This window comes from Achromobacter sp. 2789STDY5608615, from assembly GCF_001298995.1.
GTDB lineage: Bacteria > Pseudomonadota > Gammaproteobacteria > Burkholderiales > Burkholderiaceae_B > Achromobacter > Achromobacter insuavis.
The window spans coordinates 16651-33296 of the sequence record NZ_CYTY01000006.1 but is presented as its reverse complement, the minus strand read 5'-3'; the positions used below and the strand labels follow the sequence as shown (position 1 = coordinate 33296).

The following is a 16646-nucleotide window of genomic DNA, read 5'->3' as shown; positions in this document are numbered from 1 at the left end:
GTAGCGCAGCTTGGCCAGGCGCGCGCGCTCGGCCTGCGCGGCGACGGTGGCGCGCAGCACCTGCACCTGTTCGGCCAGCCAGCGGCGCGCCGACAGCGCGTCGGCGACATCCTTGAACGCGCTCTGGATGGCGCGTTCGTAGCCGGCCACGGCCTGGTCGCGGCGCACTTCGGCCAGGTCCAGGTTGGCGCCGCGGCGGCCGGCGTCGAAGATCGGCAGGTCGATGCTGGGCGCGAAATTCCAGGCGCGGCTGCCGCTGCCGAACAGGCCGTCCAGTTCGGCGCTGGCGGTGCCGAAGGCGCCGGTCAGCGTGATGCGCGGGAAGAAGGCGGCGCGGGCCGCGCCGATGTTGGCATTGGCCGCGCGCAGCTGGTGTTCGGCCGCGACGATGTCGGGGCGGTTCGCCAGCAGGTCCGAGGGCAGGCCGGCGGGCAGGTCGCGCATCACGCTGTCGTCATCCAGGCCGGCTTGCGGCAGCGGCAGCGCCAGCGGCTTGCCGGTCAGCAGCTCCAGCGCGTGGGCCTGGGTGGCGCGTTCGCGCTCCAGATCGGCGCCGAGCGCCCGGGCTTGCTGCCACAGGGTCTCGACCTGGGTCAGGTCCAGCTTCGAGATCGAACCGACTTCGTAGCGGCGGCGGAAGATGCGCAGCGATTCCTCGCGCGAGGCGATGGTCTCGCGCGTCAGCGCCAGGCGTTCGTCCAGTTCGCGCAGCGACAGGTAGCCGTCGGCCACCTGCGCCACCAGGCTCAGCGTGGCGGCCTCGGCGGCGGCGTCGGACGCCAGGTAGTTTTCCAGCGCGGCGTCCTTCAGGCTGCGCACGCGGCCCCAGAAATCGAGTTCCCAGGTCGCCATGCCCAGGCCTACCTGGTATTGGCTGGCCACTTGCGGCTGGCCGGTCAGGTTCAGGTCGCCGGGGGTGCGGCCGCGGGTGCCGTCGGCCTGCGCGCCAAGGGTGGGGAACTGGTCGGCGCGCTGGATGCCGTAGAGCGCGCGCGCTTCCTCGACCCGCAAGAGCGCCGTGCGCAGGTCGCGGTTGTACGCCAGCGCGTCGGTGATGAGACCCTGCAGCACCGGGTCGGCGAAGTAGTCGCGCCAGCCGATGCGGGCCGCGTCGCGCGTGGCGGTGTCGGCGCCGGCCTGCTCCGGGTAGGCGGCGGCCACCGGCAGGTCGGGACGCGCATAGGGCGGGGCCATGGACACGCAACCCTGCGCCAGCAGCACGGCCAGGACGGCCGGCGCCAATCGGGCGGCGCGCCAGGGCGGAAGGGGACGGCGGGTCATGACTCATTTCTCCATTACGTAGACGCCGGGCGCTTCGCCCAGCGGGGGATAGCCCTTGCGCGCGGCGCCCAGGCCGGGCGGCCTGGCGGGCGGGCCGGACAGCGCATCGAGCCAGGCGCGCCAATGCGGCCACCAGGAGCCCGCGTGCGCGGTCGCCGCCGCCAGCCAGTCGTCGGGCGCGAGCGCCTCGTCGCCGGCCGGCCGCAGCAGGCTGCGGAAACGCCGGCGCGGATGGCCGGGTTCACTGACGATGCCGGCGTTGTGGCCGCCGCTGGTCAGCACGAAGGTCAGCGGCGCGGGCGACAGGTCGTGCAGCTTGTAGACCGAACGCCATGGCGCCACGTGGTCGGTCTCGGTGCCGACGCAGAACGTCGGCAGGGTCAGGTCGCGCAGCTGCACCGCGCGGCCCTCCACCGGGTAGCGGCCCGCGGCCAGGTCGTTCTCCAGGAACAGGCGGCGCAGGTATTCGCCATGCATGCGCGCCGGCATGCGGGTGGCGTCGGCGTTCCAGGCCTGCAGGTCGGTCATGGGGCGGCGCTGGCCCAGCAGGTATTCCGAGGTCATGCGCGACCACACCAGCTGCTGCGAGCGCAGCAGCTGGAACGCGCCGCTCATCTGCTGCGCCGGGAAGTAGCCCAGCGCCGCCATCTGCGCTTCCAGCAGCGCGACCTGGAACGGGTCGATGAACAGCCCCAGTTCGCCGGGTTCGCTGAAATCGGTCTGCGCCGCCAGCAGCGTCAGGCTGGCCAGGCGCCGGTCGCCGTCGCGCGCCATGGCGCTGGCGGCCATCGCCAGCAGCGTGCCGCCCAGGCAGTAGCCCATCGCATGCACGGCCGCGCCGGGGACGATCGCCTCGATCGCCGCCAGCGGCTCGCGCACGCCCAGGCGCAGATAGTCGTCCATGCCCAGGTCGCGCTCGGCCGCCGTGGGGTTCTTCCAGGACACGCAGAACACCGTGTAGCCCTGGCCGACCAGATAGGCGATCAGCGAATTGTGGGGCGACAGGTCCAAGATGTAGTACTTCATGATCCAGGCCGGCACGATGAAGATCGGCTCGGGCCGGGTCCGGGCGGTCGTGGGGCGGTACTGGATCAGCTCGGCCAGCGGGTTGCGCAGCACCACCTGGCCGGGCGTCGTCGCCACTTCGCGGCCGGGGCGGAAATGTTCGGCGCCGGCCGGCGGCAGGCCGCCCAGCTGGCGCAGGCCGTCTTCCCAGGCATGGCGCGCGCCGCGCAGCAGGTTGGCGCCGCCCTCGCGGACGGTCTGGCGCAGCACCAGCGGATTGGTGCAGGGAATATTGTCGGGGGCCAGCGGCTCCAGCCACTGGCGCGCCGCGAAGGCCGCCAGCGCGCGTTGATGGTCATCGGCCAGGGGCAGGGCGCGGGCAAACGCGTCCCAGCCTCGCTGGGCCTGCAGAAAGCCCTGCGACCACAGCGCATAGGGCCACTGCCGCCAGGCGTCGTCATCGAACCGGCCTGCGTGCGCCGCAACCTGCTGGGGGACTGGCGGGGGGCTTGTTCGGCATGATGGCTCCGAGGCGCACAGGCGGCGGGAGTGCCGCGGGTGGGGGGGGCGGATCGTCGCGCAACCGGGCTTGTGGCTCGGCGTCGGACAGATCCGACCTCGTAACCATTGTGCCGCCGTCGTCCTGCGCAATCCTTGATCAAAATCAAGTTAGCGACTGACTGGTCGGTTTTTAATGGATGCGTTGGCCGGTGGCGACACCGCGCGCCAATTCGCACAGGGAGCAGTGGTGATGAGCACGCAACGTCAGCGTCTCCCCCCAACCGTGCGCGTCGGGCAGATCCTCGACGCCGCGCTGCAGGAATTCTCGGCCGCCGGCTATGCCGGCGCCCGGATGGACGACATCGCCGCCCGCGCCGGCCTGTCCAAGGGCGGTCTGTACGCGCATTTCGCCAGCAAGGAAGAGGTGTTCGAGGCGCTGCTGGCGCGCTACCTGAGTCCGCCCCGGCTGGACGCCCGCGCCCTGGTCGAGGGCTCGGCCACGCCCCGGCACCTGGCCGAACGCCTCGTCAACCACCTGCACGCCAGCCTGGCCAATCCGGCCATGATCACCGCCATGCGCCTGCTGCTGGCCGAAAGCGGCCGCGTGCCGCACCTGGCGCGGCGCTGGCGCCAGGACACCGCCGACGCCCACCAGGCCGATATCGCCCACCTGCTGCAACTGGCGCGCGAGCGCGGCCTGTGCGGCGACGGCGCCGCGCTGCGCCATCCGTGGCTGCTGCTGTCGCCGGTGGTCCACGCCATCTTCATGGCGATCCTGCTGGGGCCGGACGAGCGCCTGAACCTGCCGGAACGGCGCGAGGCCCACGTGGCGTTGATCTGTGGGTTGCTGTAGTGGCGGTCCGGGTGACCGGCCGGATGCGCGGCGCCGCGCCGCCCTGTATCCTTGCGTAACTCCCCAACGACTGAAGCTGCGAGGACCATGTGCCTACCTCCGGAATGACGGTTCGCGTGCCGTCCTGGCGCTATTTCCCCGTGGCCCTGGCCCTGGTGTTGCCCGTGCTCGCCTGCGTCGCCTGGACCTGGCTGCACGCGCAGCGCAGCGAACGCGCCGACGCGGCCACGGCGGCCCAGATCGCGCGGGTCCAGACCGAGCAGATACTGGCGCGCGCGCTGGACATCCTGTCGCGGGTCACCGACCTGGCGGCCAGATCCTGCGAGGAGGCGCGTCCCGACTTGTACCGCTGGGGCACGCTCAATCCCTATTTCCGTTCCCTGCTGCTGGTCGAGCGCACGCACATCTACTGTTCGTCCGCGCTGGGCGAGGTGGACTACGACTCCGGCGTGTTCCATCGCTGGCCCGTCGGCACGCCGCCGACGCAATGGTTCACCAGCGTGGCCGGCACGCCGCTGGCGCCGGACCGGCCGGCCCTGTTGCTGGGCATGGCCGGCGGCGACGGCCGCGGCGGCGTGGTGGTGGTGGACGGCCGCTATGTGCAGGACGTGCTCAACGCGGTCTCGTCGCTGGGCGCCTATCAAGTGGAGGTCAGGCTGGGCAATGGCGCGCCGATCCACAACGATGGCTGGTCGGCGGCGGGGCTCGAGCAGATGGTCGGATCGACGCATTCGGTCGCCGGGCGCGGCGATCTCGCCATCCGCGTGATGGCGCCGCCCGAGGCGGTGGTGCGCGCCTGGCAGCAATTGCTGGTGGGCTATCTGCCGGTGGCCCTGCTGTGCGGCGCGTTGTTGGCGTTCGGCGCCTATCGCCTGCAGGTGAGTCGGCAATCGTTCAAGGAACAACTGCGCCGTGCGATGGCGGCCGACGAATTCCACGTCGAGTACCAGCCGGTGTACGGCAACCGCACCGGCCGCTGCGAGGGCGTCGAGGCGTTGATGCGCTGGACCCGGCCGGGCGTGGGGCCGGTGCGGCCCGACATCTTCATCGCGGCGGCCGAGGCCGACAACATGATCGTGCCGCTGACGCAGCACCTGCTCAAGCTGATCCAGCGCGACATGCAGGGCTGGGCCACGCCGCCGGATTTCCATATCGCCGTGAACGTCGCGCCGGAGCACCTGTCGTGCCCGGCGCTGGTGGCGGACGTGCAGGCCTTCCGCGGCGCCATCCGGCCGTCGCTGATGGTGCTGGAGATCACCGAGCGCAGCCTGATCTCGGACAGCGGCCAGGCCCGCAGGAACATCGACACGCTGCGCGAACAGGGCGTGTTCGTGGCCATCGACGATTTCGGCACGGGGCATTGTTCGCTGTCGTACCTGCAGAAATTCCCGGTCGACTATCTCAAGATCGACAAGGGGTTCGTGCAGACCATCGAGCCCGGCGGCGAGGAAACGCCCGTGCTCGACGTGATCATCACGCTGTCGCACCGGCTGGGCCTGGCCGTGGTGGCCGAGGGCGTCGAGATGCCGGAGCAGTTCACCTACCTGACGGCGCGCGGCGTGGCCTTCATCCAGGGCTACCTGTTCGCGCGGCCGATGCGTTCGGCCGACTTTGTCCGCTGGTACGCCGAGAACGCGGCGCGGCCGCCGGTGGCGGATGCGGGCGCGCCGGAACCCGCGTGACGCGCGCTAGCTCCAGCAGATGCGGGGCGCCTCGCGCGGCGACGGGAACGACAGGCGCGGCAGGTTCAACAGCGAAAAGCGATGGCTCAGCGACCAGACGGCGGCGGCGCGCGGCGACTGCGCGTCGTCGCCGCCGCGGCAGGCCGACGGTGGCGCACAGTCGCCGCAGGCATCCGGCAGGGCCAGCGAGACAAGCAGCAGCGCGACGAGTAGCGAGGCGAGCGCGAGGGCAAGCCGCATGATTTACCTCTCGGGATAAAAAATTATTGTTTTACGATAATTTGTTGCTACACTACAGCAACTTTATGACCCTCGCAACGTGTTCTGGAGACCCCCGTGGCTGCAGCGCTGACACCCCCTACCGCCCGGCAGAAGGCCCCCGCCAGGCAGGCCCGCAACCGGCTTGAACGCATTCGCGGCCTGTCCCGCTGGATGCGCGGCCTGCTCATCGCCGCGGCGGTGCTGCTGGTCGCCGCGATGATCGGCATGTGGTTCTTCACGTCCGAGGCGGTGCTGGCTCGCGGCATCTATTCGTTCCTGGGCGTGACGCCGTCGCCCACGCCGACCGATGGCGAGGCCCTGCGCATCAGCCTGTCGCCGACGTTGAACGCGCCGCGCCTGCAATTGGGCTTCGGCTACCGCGTGCTGGGCTTCGCGCTGTTCGGCGTGCTCGCCGGCCTGGCGCTGCGGGGCATCGCGCATGCCTACGCCATGTTCACCGACTTCGGTCGCGGCGACGTGCTCACGGTCGCCACCGCGCGCCGCCTGCGCGGCATCGCCGCGCTGGTCACGGCCTTCAGCGTGGCGGTGCCGGTGTTGAAGACCGTGCTGGTGCTGGCCCTGACGCTGGCCAACGGGCCGGGCGGGCGGCACATGCTGATCGACATCGACGTCAGCGACATCCTGCTGGCCCTGTTGGGCGGCCTGCTGTTCTCGCTGGCCTGGGCCATGGAAGAGGCGGCCCATGTCGCCGAAGAGAACCGGGGATTCATCTGATGGCCATCGTCGTAAGGCTGGATGTGATGCTGGCGCAGCGCAAGATGAAGGCGCGCCAGCTGGCCCAGGAGATCGGCATCACCGAGCCGAACCTGTCGTTGCTCAAGTCCGGCAAGGTCAAGGGCATGCGCTTCGACACGCTGGAACGCATCTGCGAAGTGCTGCAATGCCAGCCTGGCGACCTGCTCGAGTACCAGCCCGGCGCGCCGCCGGACGACGCCGGCGCCGACTGACCGGACCCTCCCGATTTTTCACCGCCCTGCGCGCGGGGGCCACCCGCGCGCAGGATTCCCCACGTCCCTTTGATGGATGCCTGTCGTCATACCTGTCCTGTCCGCGATTGCCCGCGCCGCGCCGCGCGTCGTTTCCCTGCTGGCCTGCGCCGTGCCATTGGCCGCCTGCGCGCCCACCGCGCTGGCGCCCGGCGCCGCCGCCAACGTGCGCATCACCCATAACGAGCCCGGCAAGGACTGTGCGTTCCTGGGCGATGTCACCGGCAGCCAGGGCAACTTCCTGGCGGGAGCGATCACCTCCAACGCCGACCTGGAGACGGGCGCGCGCAACGACCTGAAGAACCGCGCCGCGGCGCTGGGGGGGAATGTGGTCTACCTGCTGACGCAGCGCGCCGGGCAGACGGGCGGCAAGGACCACCAGGAACAGACCAACGTCACGCTGTCGGGCAACGTCTATCGTTGCGGCTAGCGCGTAGGGGAAGGGACTGGCGCGGCCAGCAACCGCGCCATCGCCGCGGCGGGCGGCCTCAGCCGGCCTTGGCCTGCGGCGTGGCCTTGGCGAAGAACAGCTCGGTGATCGACTGGCTGTCCAGCGGCTCGCCGTTGATGGCGCGGGTCAGCAGTTCGGCGCCGAGCAATTGCACCGAGAACACCAGGTCCGGCTGCACCCGGCGGATCTTCTCCAGGTGCTTGCTGGTGTTGACCAGCGCCACCGTCTTGGCGCCGTCGTCGCCGGTGGCCTCCTTGGCGGCCAGCACGATGAAGGCGTTCTCGGCGTCGTCCTCGCGCAGCGCCAGCACGTAGCGCGCGCGGGCCACGCCCGCGCTGCGCAGCACCTCGACGCTGGACGGATCGCCCTCGATCAGGTCGGTGGCGGCCGGGTATTCCTGCGGCACGCCGGCCGGCACGATGACCGTGACCTCGTCGCCCCGGCGGCGCAGGCCGTCGTAGACGCTCATGGCCAGGGGCGTGGCGCCGGCGATGATGATGTGGTTCTTTCTCATGGCGTTGGAAAACCGGTCCTTGACCAGCCGTTTCAGGTTGCCGCCGATCACCGGGCCGGCGATCGCGCTGATGGAGGTGGCGAAGACGGTGATGCCAAGGATGATAATCGACGCGGTGAACAGCCGCGCCGCGTTGCTGTGCGGCGTGATGTCGCCATAGCCCACCGTCGACATCGAGACGATCGAGAAATACAGCGCGGTCGCCGCGTCCTTGATCGGCGGATTGAATTCATCGCCCAGGTAGAGCGTGCCGAAGACCGCGTAGATCAACAGCGATACGATGCTGACCAGCGCGAACAGCGAGCCCGCGGTGACGCTGGCGCGGTCGAAGCGGCGCCAGTACGCGATCAGCGCGACCACCAGCACCAGGGTATAGATGCCCAGCCCGGCGCGTCCGCCGTCGCCCAGGATGGCGAAGGTGCCGATACCGATCAGCAGCACCAGCGAGAAGGCCCAGGCGATGCGCGCCTTCAGGATCAGCCCGAGCGCGATGATCTGCAGGCCCACGCCCAGCACCAGCCGCGGGATCTCCAGCAGGCCGACCACCTGCATCACGTCATGCCAGTTGTCGAGCGCGAGCCAGAAGGAATACTCGCGGGCGCGCACTTCGCGCAGCACCGGATGCATGAAGGCATACCCATCCAGCGCCACCAGGATGGCGAGGCACCAGTTGGGCGGAACGAGGGCGATGGTGCGGCGCAATCGGCGCGCGGCGCGGGTCAGCAGAGAGGGCATGGCGGGGGCGTCCTTTGGCAGCATTCTATCGGCCCCCATGCATGGCTTGCTATATCCAATATGTATAGAAGGCTATCAACAAAGAATTACTTGAATTGCGGCCGACGTCCTAAACTTCCTTCATCACGCGGCTATCCGAAAGGAACGCCGCTGATACGGGCGACAAGCCCGCCAGCTGCTAGGGCGGACGAAATCCCCGGGCGTTAATCACGCTGCAGCTTGGGCGGGGACTAGAGACCCCAACCGGGCTCACGGCTAGCCCGTGCGTGAGTTGTACGAGGCACGAATGTTGGAATCGCGTGATCTAGGTAGAAGGCATCAGTGCCGGCTGATGACTCCAGGCTCACGTGTTGTTTTAGCGCGGCGTCTTACCTTCGGGGCAGCGCCGCGTTTTTTTCGCCTGGCGCCAGCCTCCTGGCCCGTAGCGTATCAGTAAGAGGGCGCGTTCGCATCCAGCGTATAGCGGCGCCAGTCTCCCTGTCCTTCCGGACGACCTTCCTCTCCCCCCTCCCGCGGTTCCAGTTCCAGCGTGATGTCCGCCGCGAACATATAGCCCCAGCCATGCACGGCGCGGATCGGCAGCGTCATGTGATGGGCGGCTGCCTTGCGCCGCAGCCGGCTGATCATCACGTCGACGAAGCGGCGCCGCGTGATGGCGCCGTCGGCGTCCTCGGCGCCGTCCGGGTAGAACGCATCGCGGCTGACCTTGCGGTCCGGCGCGTTCACCAGCCGGGTCAGGAAATCGCGCTCTCCCGTGGTCAGGCCGAGGCTGTAGCCTCTCGGGCTGATCAGCGTCCAGCCCTTGTTGACCAGCCGCCAGGCTTCCTGCTGCGGCTCGTCGGCCGCGCCGTCGGCCATCTGGTCGGACATGTCCAGGCCCACCGCGCGCCGCACCAGCGCCTGCAGCACGGCCGCCAGCTCCAGCCCGGTGACATCGGGCGGCAGGCAGGCATCGGCGCCACAGAGCAGGGTGCGGATGCGGTTCTCTTCATTGCCGAAAGGCGCGATGGCGACGATGCCCAGGCCGCGATCGATGGCGCGCAGCCGCACCGCGGCATTGTGGATGTCGGGCAGCGGCGCTTCCAGGATGACCAACGGGCTGGGGCGGCGGGAATAGCGGTCGTAGACGTCGGCCAGGTCATGGCAGCGGCGCACGCTGAATCCGAGGTGGGACAGGGCTTCGACCAGCCGGGCGTGCCTGGCGTCCTCCAGGCCGAGAAAGATGACATCCAGCGTATTGTTCATGGATGCCCGCCTGCGCCTGCGTTGCGTGTCATGCCCCTCTCCCTCTGCTGCGCCATGATGTGGCGGCATCTGGCGATGTTGTCTGGTGGCGGGCGAAGGTCTGAACTGTTGATCCGTGCCGGGGCCACGGCCCGCTGAGGCTACGGTCGGGGTCTGGGACGGCGCCTGGCGCAAGCGCGTTGCGCTCTGGCCGCCGATGATCCGATTCCGCATGGAAGTCACGCCCGTGTTTCATTTAAACACGGGCGTGTTTTTTTGTGAAGATACGTTTCTGTAGTTTCTGCTGGTAACACGGGCTTCGACGCATATCCGTCCGAAGCGCTTGAAACACTGTTTGTTTATGCAGTTGCGACAATAAAATATTAAGTATTACCGATACATTATTTTCTATTTTTAATCGCCGAATGCCCATAAACTCGGGCCGGCCTTAATGCCCGGCCTGGCGCTTGCGGACCTTGGAGGAGGGAGGCGGGGCCGGCCCAGGCGCATGGACGCAAGCCGATGATAGCAAGGGGTTTTTTCGATTCCCCGCGGCTCCCGGCGCTGGCCGGGGACGGCGTGCCGACACGGGCCGGAGCGGGCCCGCGATTTACGGATTAGCCCCGGAATTGGGGTGTAATCCGTTTATTTGGCGGCAGTATTGAGATGTTTTAATCAAATAAATAAATTCATATTAATGTCTCAGGTTGATCGATTGGACACGTTTAGCCATCGTCTGCGCAATGCAAGAATGCTTCAGGGATGGACACAGAAAGACTTGGCAGTCGCGAGCAACCTGTCGCAAAGCGCTATCGGCAACTATGAGAGCGGCCAACGTCTGCAGCCTTCCAGCGACGCGCTCATCAAGCTGACCCGGGCACTGCGGGTCAATCCCATGTGGCTCAGCACCGGCGAAGGGCCGATGCTCAACCCCGCTTATGCCGAGCCTGCCACGAACGCGAGCGACCGTCCCGAGCAGCCGCCCTGGCCGTTCGAAACGGTGTCGTACGCCACCTATGCGCGCCTGAGCCAACAGGAAAAGCGCCAGATCGAACAGGTGCTGGCGGCCTACATCAAGGCGCGCGGCGAATAGTCCCCACGGCGGCGGATGCGGCGGCTCGTTGCCGCGGCGCCTTCCTGCGCGACGCATCGGGCGCGGCCGCCGTGCCCGTGTCCGTGTCCGCCGGCGGCGGGGCCGCGCGCAGGCGCCGGCGCAGGCGTTCCACCGGATCGGCGATCAGGCTGTTGAGCAACGCGGCAAAGCCGATACAGCCCGCCACCACCAGGGCCGTGAACATGGCCGGCTGGCGCAGCTGGGTGCCGTCGAGCAGCCAGCCGAAGAACAGGATGACCAGCGCGTGGCAGATGTAGATCGGGTAGCTCAGCTCGCCGATGATCTTGTCCAGCCGGTGGCGCGACTGGAACAGGAAGGCCAGCGGCAGCAGCGCCGCGAACAGCAGCACCGCCAGGCCGTCGCGCAGCGTGTGCGGCAGGCCGATGGAAAAATGGACCAGCACGTACAGCGCCAGCAGGCCGGTGCCCAGTTCGGGCAGCCAGGCGGCGCGCCGGCTCCATGCCTGCCAACGCGGCAGCAGCACCTGGTGCGACAGGGATCCCGCCAGGAACAGCGCCAGTTCGGTGGGGAAGAAGCGGTAGGTCCAGGGATCGCTCAGGCCGATGCCGCTGGCGATCAGCGCCGCGCGCAGCGCCAGCGATGCCGCCAGCAGGACCAGCAGGCGCCGCGGCGAATGCAGCACGAAGGGAGCGATCAGGTAGAAACTCATTTCGACGCCCAGCGTCCAGGCCTGCGGCACCAGCAGGCCCTGGTACAGCGGCACGTCGCTGCGCGCGAAGCTGCCAGTGAAGGCCAGCGCGCCCTGGTCGATGCCGAAGAACATCAGCCAGTCCTGCCCCAAGATCAGCAGGTTCGACAGCGCCAGGAACAGCGTGGCGGCCAGCGGCAGGCCGTCGTAGACGCGCCAGAACGCAGCGCCGCCGCCGAGGTAGGCCAGCAGCGTCAGCGCGGCCACGGCCAGGTAGACCGGGTACAGGCGCAGCGCGCGGTTGGCGTAGAACCTGCCGGGCGCGCCGCGGTAGTGGTCGGTGGCCGTCAGCACATAGGAGATCAGGAAACCCGAGATCACGTAGAAAAGCTGCACCGCCAGGCGTCCGCCCACCAGCCAGTCGGTCGTGCCGCCGCCCAGGTGATCCAGCACGACGGACAGCGCCAGCAAAGTTCTCAGCATGCCCATCGCCGTGTCTCCGGAAAGGATGGATCTGCCCGGTTCCACGGCCGGTCTGCGCCGGGGGGGGGCGGAAGGGGTCAGTCGATTCTGCGCGTGGCGCGGGCGCGCCGCCATGCGGCATTCGATGCAGGCCCCCCTGCGCCCGGCGTAACGCATACGGGGCGGCGTGCAGCTTTCGGATTCGGCTGTCGGGGGGAGGCACGGGACGTGCGGGTCCCATGGCGGTTACAGTCGGGGGTGTGTCTTTTCAGGAGTGCTGTCCATGTTTACTTCCCTGTCTTCGCGTTGCCGCCTGCTTGGCATCGGGGTGCTGGCCGTGGCGCTGGCCGGCTGCGCCGGGTCGACCGGGGGCGCGCGCGCCCAGGGCGCCGCGGCCGCCAACGCCGCCAGCAGCGCCGACTCGCTGGCCCAGACCAGCTGGGAACTGGTGCGCTGGACACGCGCTGGCGGCGCCTTGCGCGACATTCCGCATGGCGACAACGGCGAGCCGATCCGCCTGACCTTCCTGGCGCAGGGCAAGCTGTACCGCGCCGAGGGCTTTTCCGGCTGCAATGAATACAAGGGCGCGTACAAATTGCAGGCCGGCAAGCTGTCCATCGACGCGCCCGCCTCCACCCGCATGGCCTGCGTGCCGGCCCCGCGCGCCGAGCTGGAAAACGACTATCTGCGCGGCCTGACCGCGATCGACACGTTCACGCTGGACAGCGGTGGCGCGCCGCGCCACCTGACCTTCAACCTGCGCGGCGGCGACGTGCTGGAGTTCGAGCGCCGCCAGGATCCGCCCACGCCCTGAGCGTCGCGCCGCGCTTACAATGGGCGCTGCCCGAGCCCCCCCCGGCAAGCGTGCCGGCGGCGGGCCGTCTTTGTTTCTTGCGGGAGAGTTCCATGGCCTTGTCCACTTCCTGGCGCTGGATCGCGCCGTGCGCCCTGGCGTTGACGTTGGCGGCCTGCGCATCCCCGCCGCGCACCGCGGACGGGCGCGATCCCCGCTTCCAGCCGGCCGCGGCGTCGGACGTGCTGGCGCAGACCAGTTGGGACCTGGCGCGCTGGACCCGTCCGAGCGGCGCGCTGCGCTCGATCCCGCACCCGTCCTCGGGGTCGCGCCCGCTCACCATCGGCTTCATCCATGACCAGGGCGCCACGCGCGCCACGGGCTTCGCCGGCTGCAACACCTACAGCGCGCCCTACACGGTGGCCAACGGCCAGCTGATCATCCAGTCCAACCCGGTGGCGACGATGATGGCCTGCGCGCCCGTGAGCATGCAGCTCGAACAGGAATTCCTGGCCGGGCTGACGCGCATCACGGCCACCTCGTTCGACAACACCAACAATCCGCAGCGCATGACCTGGGCGCTGAGCAACGGCGATACGCTCGATTTCGGCCGCCGCACCGACCCCGTCGCGGGCGGGCAGGTGGGGCCGACCAAGCTGGTCTACGTCAATGCCGAACGCGTGCCGTGCAATGCCGGCGCCGGCCGCGCCATGTGCTACCAGGTGCGCGACAGCGCGGCGCAGCCGTGGCAGCTCTGGTATGGCGAGATCACCGGCTTCAATTTCCAGCCGGGCATCCGCTACCGCCTGCGGGTGGTCGAGGTCCGGGATCCCAATCCGCCCGCCGACGCCTCGGGGCTGCGCTGGGTGCTGGATACGGTGGTGGAACAGGAAATCGTGCGGCGCTGAGCCGTCGCGTCCACGGCCGCGCTTGACCTGCGGCAAGCGGGCGGCGCGGCCCAGCGATTACTATTACGGGCTTCGCCGTTCCATCCCCCGCTTTGCCATGTCTTCCGTCGTCAATATCGCCGCCTACAAATTCGTCTCGCTGGAGGCGCTGCCCGAGCTGCGCGCCCGGCTGCTGGCCGAGGCCGGGGCGGCCGGCCTGAAGGGCACCATCCTGCTGGCCGAGGAAGGCATCAACCTGTTCCTGGCGGGCACGGCAGACGGCATCGACGCCTTCCTGCGGGATCTGCGCGGCGACGCCCGCTTCGCCGACCTGGAAGTGAAGTTCAGCCACAGCGCGCAGGTGCCGTTCCGCAAGCTGCTGGTGAAGATCAAGCGCGAGATCATCCGCATGGACCACCCGACGATCCGGCCCGAGGCCGGCCGCGCGCCGGGTGTGGACGCGAAGACGCTGGCGCGCTGGCTGGCGCAGGGCGCCGACGACAATGGCCGTCCGGTGGTCATGCTGGATACGCGCAATGCCTTCGAAGTCGACGAAGGCACGTTCCGCGACGCCATCGACTGGCGCATCGACCGCTTCACGCAGTTCCCGGCGGCGGTGCAGGCGCACCGCGCCGAGCTGGAAGGCAAGACCGTGGTCAGCTTCTGCACCGGCGGCATCCGCTGCGAGAAGGCCGCGATCTACATGAACGAGGCCGGCATCGACAACGTCTATCAGCTCGACGGCGGCATCCTCAAGTACTTCGAGGAAACCGGCGGGCCGGGGTTCGACGGCAAGTGCTTCGTGTTCGACGAACGCATCTCGCTCGATCCGGCGCTGGCGCCGAGCCAGGACTGATCGCGGGCCCCGGCAGGCGCGCCCGGCGCGATACCGCCGTCAAGGTCTGCCTCAATGAAAAAGCCCGCCGATCGGCGGGCTTTTTCATGGCGCGATTGTGAGGATCAGCGCACGCGCATGCCGGGCTTGGCGCCGGGGAACGGCTCCAGCACGTAGATGCCGGCGTCGACCGCCTCGTCGGCGTGGCTGGCGGCCAGCACCATGCCTTCGGAGACGCCGAACTTCATCTTGCGCGGCGCCAGGTTGGCGACCATGACGGTCAGCTTGCCGATCAGGTCCTCGGGCTGGTAGGCCGACCTGATGCCCGAGAAGACGTTGCGGTGGCGTCCTTCGCCCACGTCCAGCGTCAGGCGCAGCAGCTTGGTCGAGCCTTCGACGTGCTCGCAGTTGACGATCTGCGCGATGCGCAGGTCGACGCGGGCGAAGTCGTCGATCGAGATGGTCTCGGCCAGCGGCTCGCCGCCGGGGATCACGGCGGGGGCGGCGGGCGGCTCGAACAGGTCTTCCAGCATCTGCGGCTCGACGCGCTGCATCAGGTGCTTGAACGGCGCCACGCGCTGCGGCAGCACCGCGGCGTCGGCCCAGGTGAAGTCGGCGTCGGCGGCGAACAGTTCGCGCGCGACGCGCTCGGCCAGGGCCGGCAGCACCGGCGCCAGCATCACCGACAGGGCCTTGAAGCCGGCCAGCGAACGCGAGCAGATGTCCTGCAGCGCGGCCTTCTGCGCGTCGTCGGCGGTGGCGATGCCCTTGGCCAGCACCCACGGCTGGGCCGTGTCGAACGCCTGGTTGATGCGGTCGGCGTAGGCCATGATCTCGCGGATGGCGCGGTTGTACTCGCGCGCCTCGAAGGCGGCGCGGATCGACTCGGCCTGCGCGGCGTATTCGGCCGCCAGCGCGGCGGTGTCGCCCGAATAGGCCAGGGCGCCGTCGAAATGCTTGGTGATGAAACTGGCGGCGCGGCTGGCGATGTTGACGTACTTGCCGACCAGGTCGCTGTTGACGCGGGCGATGAAGTCCTCGGGGTTGAAGTCCATGTCTTCGACCCGGGCGTTCAGCTTGGCGGCAATGTAGTAGCGCATCCATTCGGCGTTCATGCCGAGTTCCAGGTAGCGCAGCGGCGAGATGCCGGTGCCGCGGCTTTTGGACATCTTTTCGCCGCTGACGGTGATGAAGCCGTGCACGTTGACCGCGTCCGGCGTCTTGCGGCCGGCGAACTTCAGCATCGCGGGCCAGAACAGCGCGTGGAAATAGACGATGTCCTTGCCGATGAAGTGGACCTGCTCGGTGCTGCCGGCCGGGTCGAGCAGGGCGTCGAAGTCCAGGCCCTTGACGGCGCAGTAGGACTTGAGCGAGGCCAGGTAGCCCACCGGCGCGTCCAGCCAGACGTAGAAGTACTTGCCCGGCGCGTCCGGGATCTCGATGCCGAAATAGGGCGCATCGCGCGAGATGTCCCAGTCGCCCAGCTTGGCCTCGCCGTCCTCGGCGCCCAGCCATTCGCGGGTCTTGGCCAGCATTTCGGGCTGCAGGTGCTTGCCGCCGTTGGCGTTGCTGCCGGTGGTCCATTGCTGCAGGAATTCGACGCAGCGCGGGTCGGACAGCTTGAAGAAGAAGTGGTCCGACGACTTCAGCACCGGCGTGGCGCCGGTCAGGGCCGAATACGGATTGATCAGCTCGGTGGGCGCGTAGACCGCGCCGCAGACCTCGCAGGAATCGCCGTACTGGTCCTTGGCGTGGCACTTGGGGCATTCGCCCTTGATGTAGCGGTCGGCCAGGAACATGCCCTTGACCGGATCGTAGAACTGCTCGATGGAGCGGGTCTCGATCAGGCCCTGGGCCTTGAGCGCGCGATAGATGTCATGCGACAGCGCCACGTTCTCGGGCGAGTCGGTGGTGTGCCAGTGGTCGAAGCGGATGTGGAAGCCGTTCAGGTATTGCGGGCGCTCGGCGGCGTAGCGCGCCACCAGGGCCTGCGGCGTGATGCCTTCCTTCTCGGCCTTCAGCATGATCGGCGCGCCGTGCGCGTCGTCCGCACCCACGAAGTGCACCGTGTGGCCCGCCATTCGCATCGAACGAACCCAGATATCGGCCTGGATGTACTCCATGATGTGGCCGATGTGGAAAGATCCGTTGGCGTAGGGCAGCGCAGTGGTGACAAAAAGGGTGCGAGACATGGTTGTCGATAGAGGTTGAGGGGAAAAGGGGTTGGCCGGCCATTTTAGGGCAATGGCGCGCAGGGGGCGGACGCGGCCCCCTGAAACGACGCAACCCGCCGGTCGCGCGCGCGGCGCCAGGCGGGTTGGGGGACAGCGTGCCGGTGAACCGGCCGAGCAGGTGCGGCGCGGCCGCCGCGAGGCGCGGCGGGCGCCGGCGA

Annotated in this window: 16 protein-coding genes; 9 read left to right on the top strand and 7 right to left on the bottom strand. The window is 68.8% G+C overall.

Annotation, left to right across the window (positions count from 1 at the left end; all coding sequences use genetic code 11):
* Together AOZ49_RS06855 and AOZ49_RS06850 are read right to left on the bottom strand one after the other, a co-directional pair.
* On the bottom strand, positions 1–1281 hold a 1281-nt coding region (locus AOZ49_RS06855), incomplete at its 3' end, for an efflux transporter outer membrane subunit (protein ID WP_054474703.1).
* Positions 1282–1284: 3 nt separating this feature from the next.
* The gene (locus tag AOZ49_RS06850) at positions 1285–2826 is read right to left on the bottom strand and encodes a PHA/PHB synthase family protein (protein ID WP_082380358.1); all 1542 of its coding nucleotides are present in this window, start codon (positions 2824–2826) and stop codon (positions 1285–1287) included.
* A 211-nt stretch (positions 2827–3037) separates the two neighbouring features.
* Here AOZ49_RS06850 and AOZ49_RS06845 point away from each other — a divergent pair, with 211 nt between their 5' ends.
* On the top strand, positions 3038–3640 hold the full coding sequence (locus AOZ49_RS06845; RefSeq protein WP_054429022.1) for a TetR/AcrR family transcriptional regulator: 603 nt from the start codon (positions 3038–3040) through the stop codon (positions 3638–3640).
* 89 nt (positions 3641–3729) lie between these two features.
* The gene (locus tag AOZ49_RS06840; RefSeq protein WP_369815775.1) at positions 3730–5322 is read left to right on the top strand and encodes an EAL domain-containing protein; all 1593 of its coding nucleotides are present in this window, start codon (positions 3730–3732) and stop codon (positions 5320–5322) included.
* Between the two features lie 6 nt (positions 5323–5328).
* Here AOZ49_RS06840 and AOZ49_RS06835 read toward each other — a convergent pair whose 3' ends face one another.
* A complete protein-coding gene (locus AOZ49_RS06835; protein ID WP_054474700.1) occupies positions 5329–5562 on the bottom strand; it encodes a hypothetical protein in 234 nt (77 codons plus the stop codon).
* Positions 5563–5658: 96 nt separating this feature from the next.
* On the opposite strand from AOZ49_RS06835, the gene AOZ49_RS06830 reads away from it, so the two are divergent.
* The 3 genes from AOZ49_RS06830 to AOZ49_RS06820 all read left to right on the top strand — a co-directional run bounded on the left by AOZ49_RS06830 (position 5659) and on the right by AOZ49_RS06820 (position 7020).
* Positions 5659–6318: a hypothetical protein gene (locus AOZ49_RS06830; protein ID WP_054429019.1), complete on the top strand. Its 660-nt coding sequence runs from the start codon at positions 5659–5661 to the stop codon at positions 6316–6318.
* Positions 6318–6551 (top strand): helix-turn-helix domain-containing protein, encoded by a 234-nt coding sequence (locus AOZ49_RS06825; protein ID WP_054429018.1) that lies wholly within the window; start codon positions 6318–6320, stop codon positions 6549–6551. Before AOZ49_RS06830 ends, AOZ49_RS06825 begins: the two co-directional genes overlap by 1 nt.
* A 76-nt stretch (positions 6552–6627) precedes the next feature.
* Positions 6628–7020 carry a DUF4156 domain-containing protein gene (locus tag AOZ49_RS06820; protein ID WP_054474699.1) on the top strand — a complete coding sequence of 131 codons (393 nt, stop codon included), beginning with the start codon at positions 6628–6630 and terminating at the stop codon, positions 7018–7020.
* Between the two features lie 58 nt (positions 7021–7078).
* Here the strand turns inward: AOZ49_RS06820 and kch are convergent, their stop codons facing one another.
* Positions 7079–8278 (bottom strand): voltage-gated potassium channel protein, encoded by a 1200-nt coding sequence (kch, locus tag AOZ49_RS06815; protein WP_369815777.1) that lies wholly within the window; start codon positions 8276–8278, stop codon positions 7079–7081.
* 441 nt (positions 8279–8719) lie between these two features.
* Positions 8720–9535 carry a response regulator transcription factor gene (locus AOZ49_RS06810; protein ID WP_054429016.1) on the bottom strand — a complete coding sequence of 272 codons (816 nt, stop codon included), beginning with the start codon at positions 9533–9535 and terminating at the stop codon, positions 8720–8722.
* Positions 9536–10211: 676 nt separating this feature from the next.
* Here AOZ49_RS06810 and AOZ49_RS06805 point away from each other — a divergent pair.
* Complete coding sequence (locus AOZ49_RS06805; RefSeq protein ID WP_082380346.1) at positions 10212–10607, top strand: helix-turn-helix domain-containing protein; 396 nt, start codon at positions 10212–10214, stop codon at positions 10605–10607.
* Here the strand turns inward: AOZ49_RS06805 and AOZ49_RS06800 are convergent.
* Positions 10588–11760 (bottom strand): acyltransferase family protein, encoded by a 1173-nt coding sequence (locus AOZ49_RS06800; RefSeq protein WP_369815774.1) that lies wholly within the window; start codon positions 11758–11760, stop codon positions 10588–10590. The two genes, AOZ49_RS06805 and AOZ49_RS06800, sit on opposite strands and share 20 nt — an antisense overlap.
* Positions 11761–12022: 262 nt before the next feature.
* On the opposite strand from AOZ49_RS06800, the gene AOZ49_RS06795 reads away from it, so the two are divergent.
* The 3 genes from AOZ49_RS06795 (at position 12023) to AOZ49_RS06785 (ending at position 14275) form a co-directional block, all read left to right on the top strand.
* Positions 12023–12553: an META domain-containing protein gene (locus AOZ49_RS06795; protein ID WP_054474697.1), complete on the top strand. Its 531-nt coding sequence runs from the start codon at positions 12023–12025 to the stop codon at positions 12551–12553.
* A 92-nt stretch (positions 12554–12645) separates the two neighbouring features.
* Positions 12646–13440 (top strand): META and DUF4377 domain-containing protein, encoded by a 795-nt coding sequence (locus tag AOZ49_RS06790; RefSeq protein WP_054474696.1) that lies wholly within the window; start codon positions 12646–12648, stop codon positions 13438–13440.
* Between the two features lie 97 nt (positions 13441–13537).
* Positions 13538–14275 carry a sulfurtransferase gene (locus tag AOZ49_RS06785; protein WP_054474802.1) on the top strand — a complete coding sequence of 246 codons (738 nt, stop codon included), beginning with the start codon at positions 13538–13540 and terminating at the stop codon, positions 14273–14275.
* A 104-nt stretch (positions 14276–14379) separates the two neighbouring features.
* Here the strand turns inward: AOZ49_RS06785 and metG are convergent, their stop codons facing one another.
* Positions 14380–16446, bottom strand: coding sequence for a methionine--tRNA ligase (metG, locus tag AOZ49_RS06780; protein WP_054474695.1), 2067 nt, complete (start codon positions 16444–16446; stop codon positions 14380–14382).
* Positions 16447–16646: the final 200 nt, after the last annotated feature.

Bases quoted from the DNA above. Each gene is read 5' to 3' on its own strand.
- AOZ49_RS06845 (WP_054429022.1), top strand. From the start codon at position 3,038: ATGAGCACGCAACGTCAGCGTCTCCCCCCAACCGTGCGCGTCGGGCAG.
- AOZ49_RS06835 (WP_054474700.1), bottom strand. From the start codon at position 5,562: ATGCGGCTTGCCCTCGCGCTCGCCTCGCTACTCGTCGCGCTGCTGCTT.
- AOZ49_RS06825 (WP_054429018.1), top strand. From the start codon at position 6,318: ATGGCCATCGTCGTAAGGCTGGATGTGATGCTGGCGCAGCGCAAGATG.
- AOZ49_RS06820 (WP_054474699.1), top strand. From the start codon at position 6,628: ATGCCTGTCGTCATACCTGTCCTGTCCGCGATTGCCCGCGCCGCGCCG.
- AOZ49_RS06810 (WP_054429016.1), bottom strand. From the start codon at position 9,535: ATGAACAATACGCTGGATGTCATCTTTCTCGGCCTGGAGGACGCCAGG.
- AOZ49_RS06805 (WP_082380346.1), top strand. From the start codon at position 10,212: ATGTCTCAGGTTGATCGATTGGACACGTTTAGCCATCGTCTGCGCAAT.
- AOZ49_RS06800 (WP_369815774.1), bottom strand. From the start codon at position 11,760: ATGCTGAGAACTTTGCTGGCGCTGTCCGTCGTGCTGGATCACCTGGGC.
- AOZ49_RS06795 (WP_054474697.1), top strand. From the start codon at position 12,023: ATGTTTACTTCCCTGTCTTCGCGTTGCCGCCTGCTTGGCATCGGGGTG.
- AOZ49_RS06790 (WP_054474696.1), top strand. From the start codon at position 12,646: ATGGCCTTGTCCACTTCCTGGCGCTGGATCGCGCCGTGCGCCCTGGCG.
- AOZ49_RS06785 (WP_054474802.1), top strand. From the start codon at position 13,538: ATGTCTTCCGTCGTCAATATCGCCGCCTACAAATTCGTCTCGCTGGAG.
- metG (WP_054474695.1), bottom strand. From the start codon at position 16,446: ATGTCTCGCACCCTTTTTGTCACCACTGCGCTGCCCTACGCCAACGGA.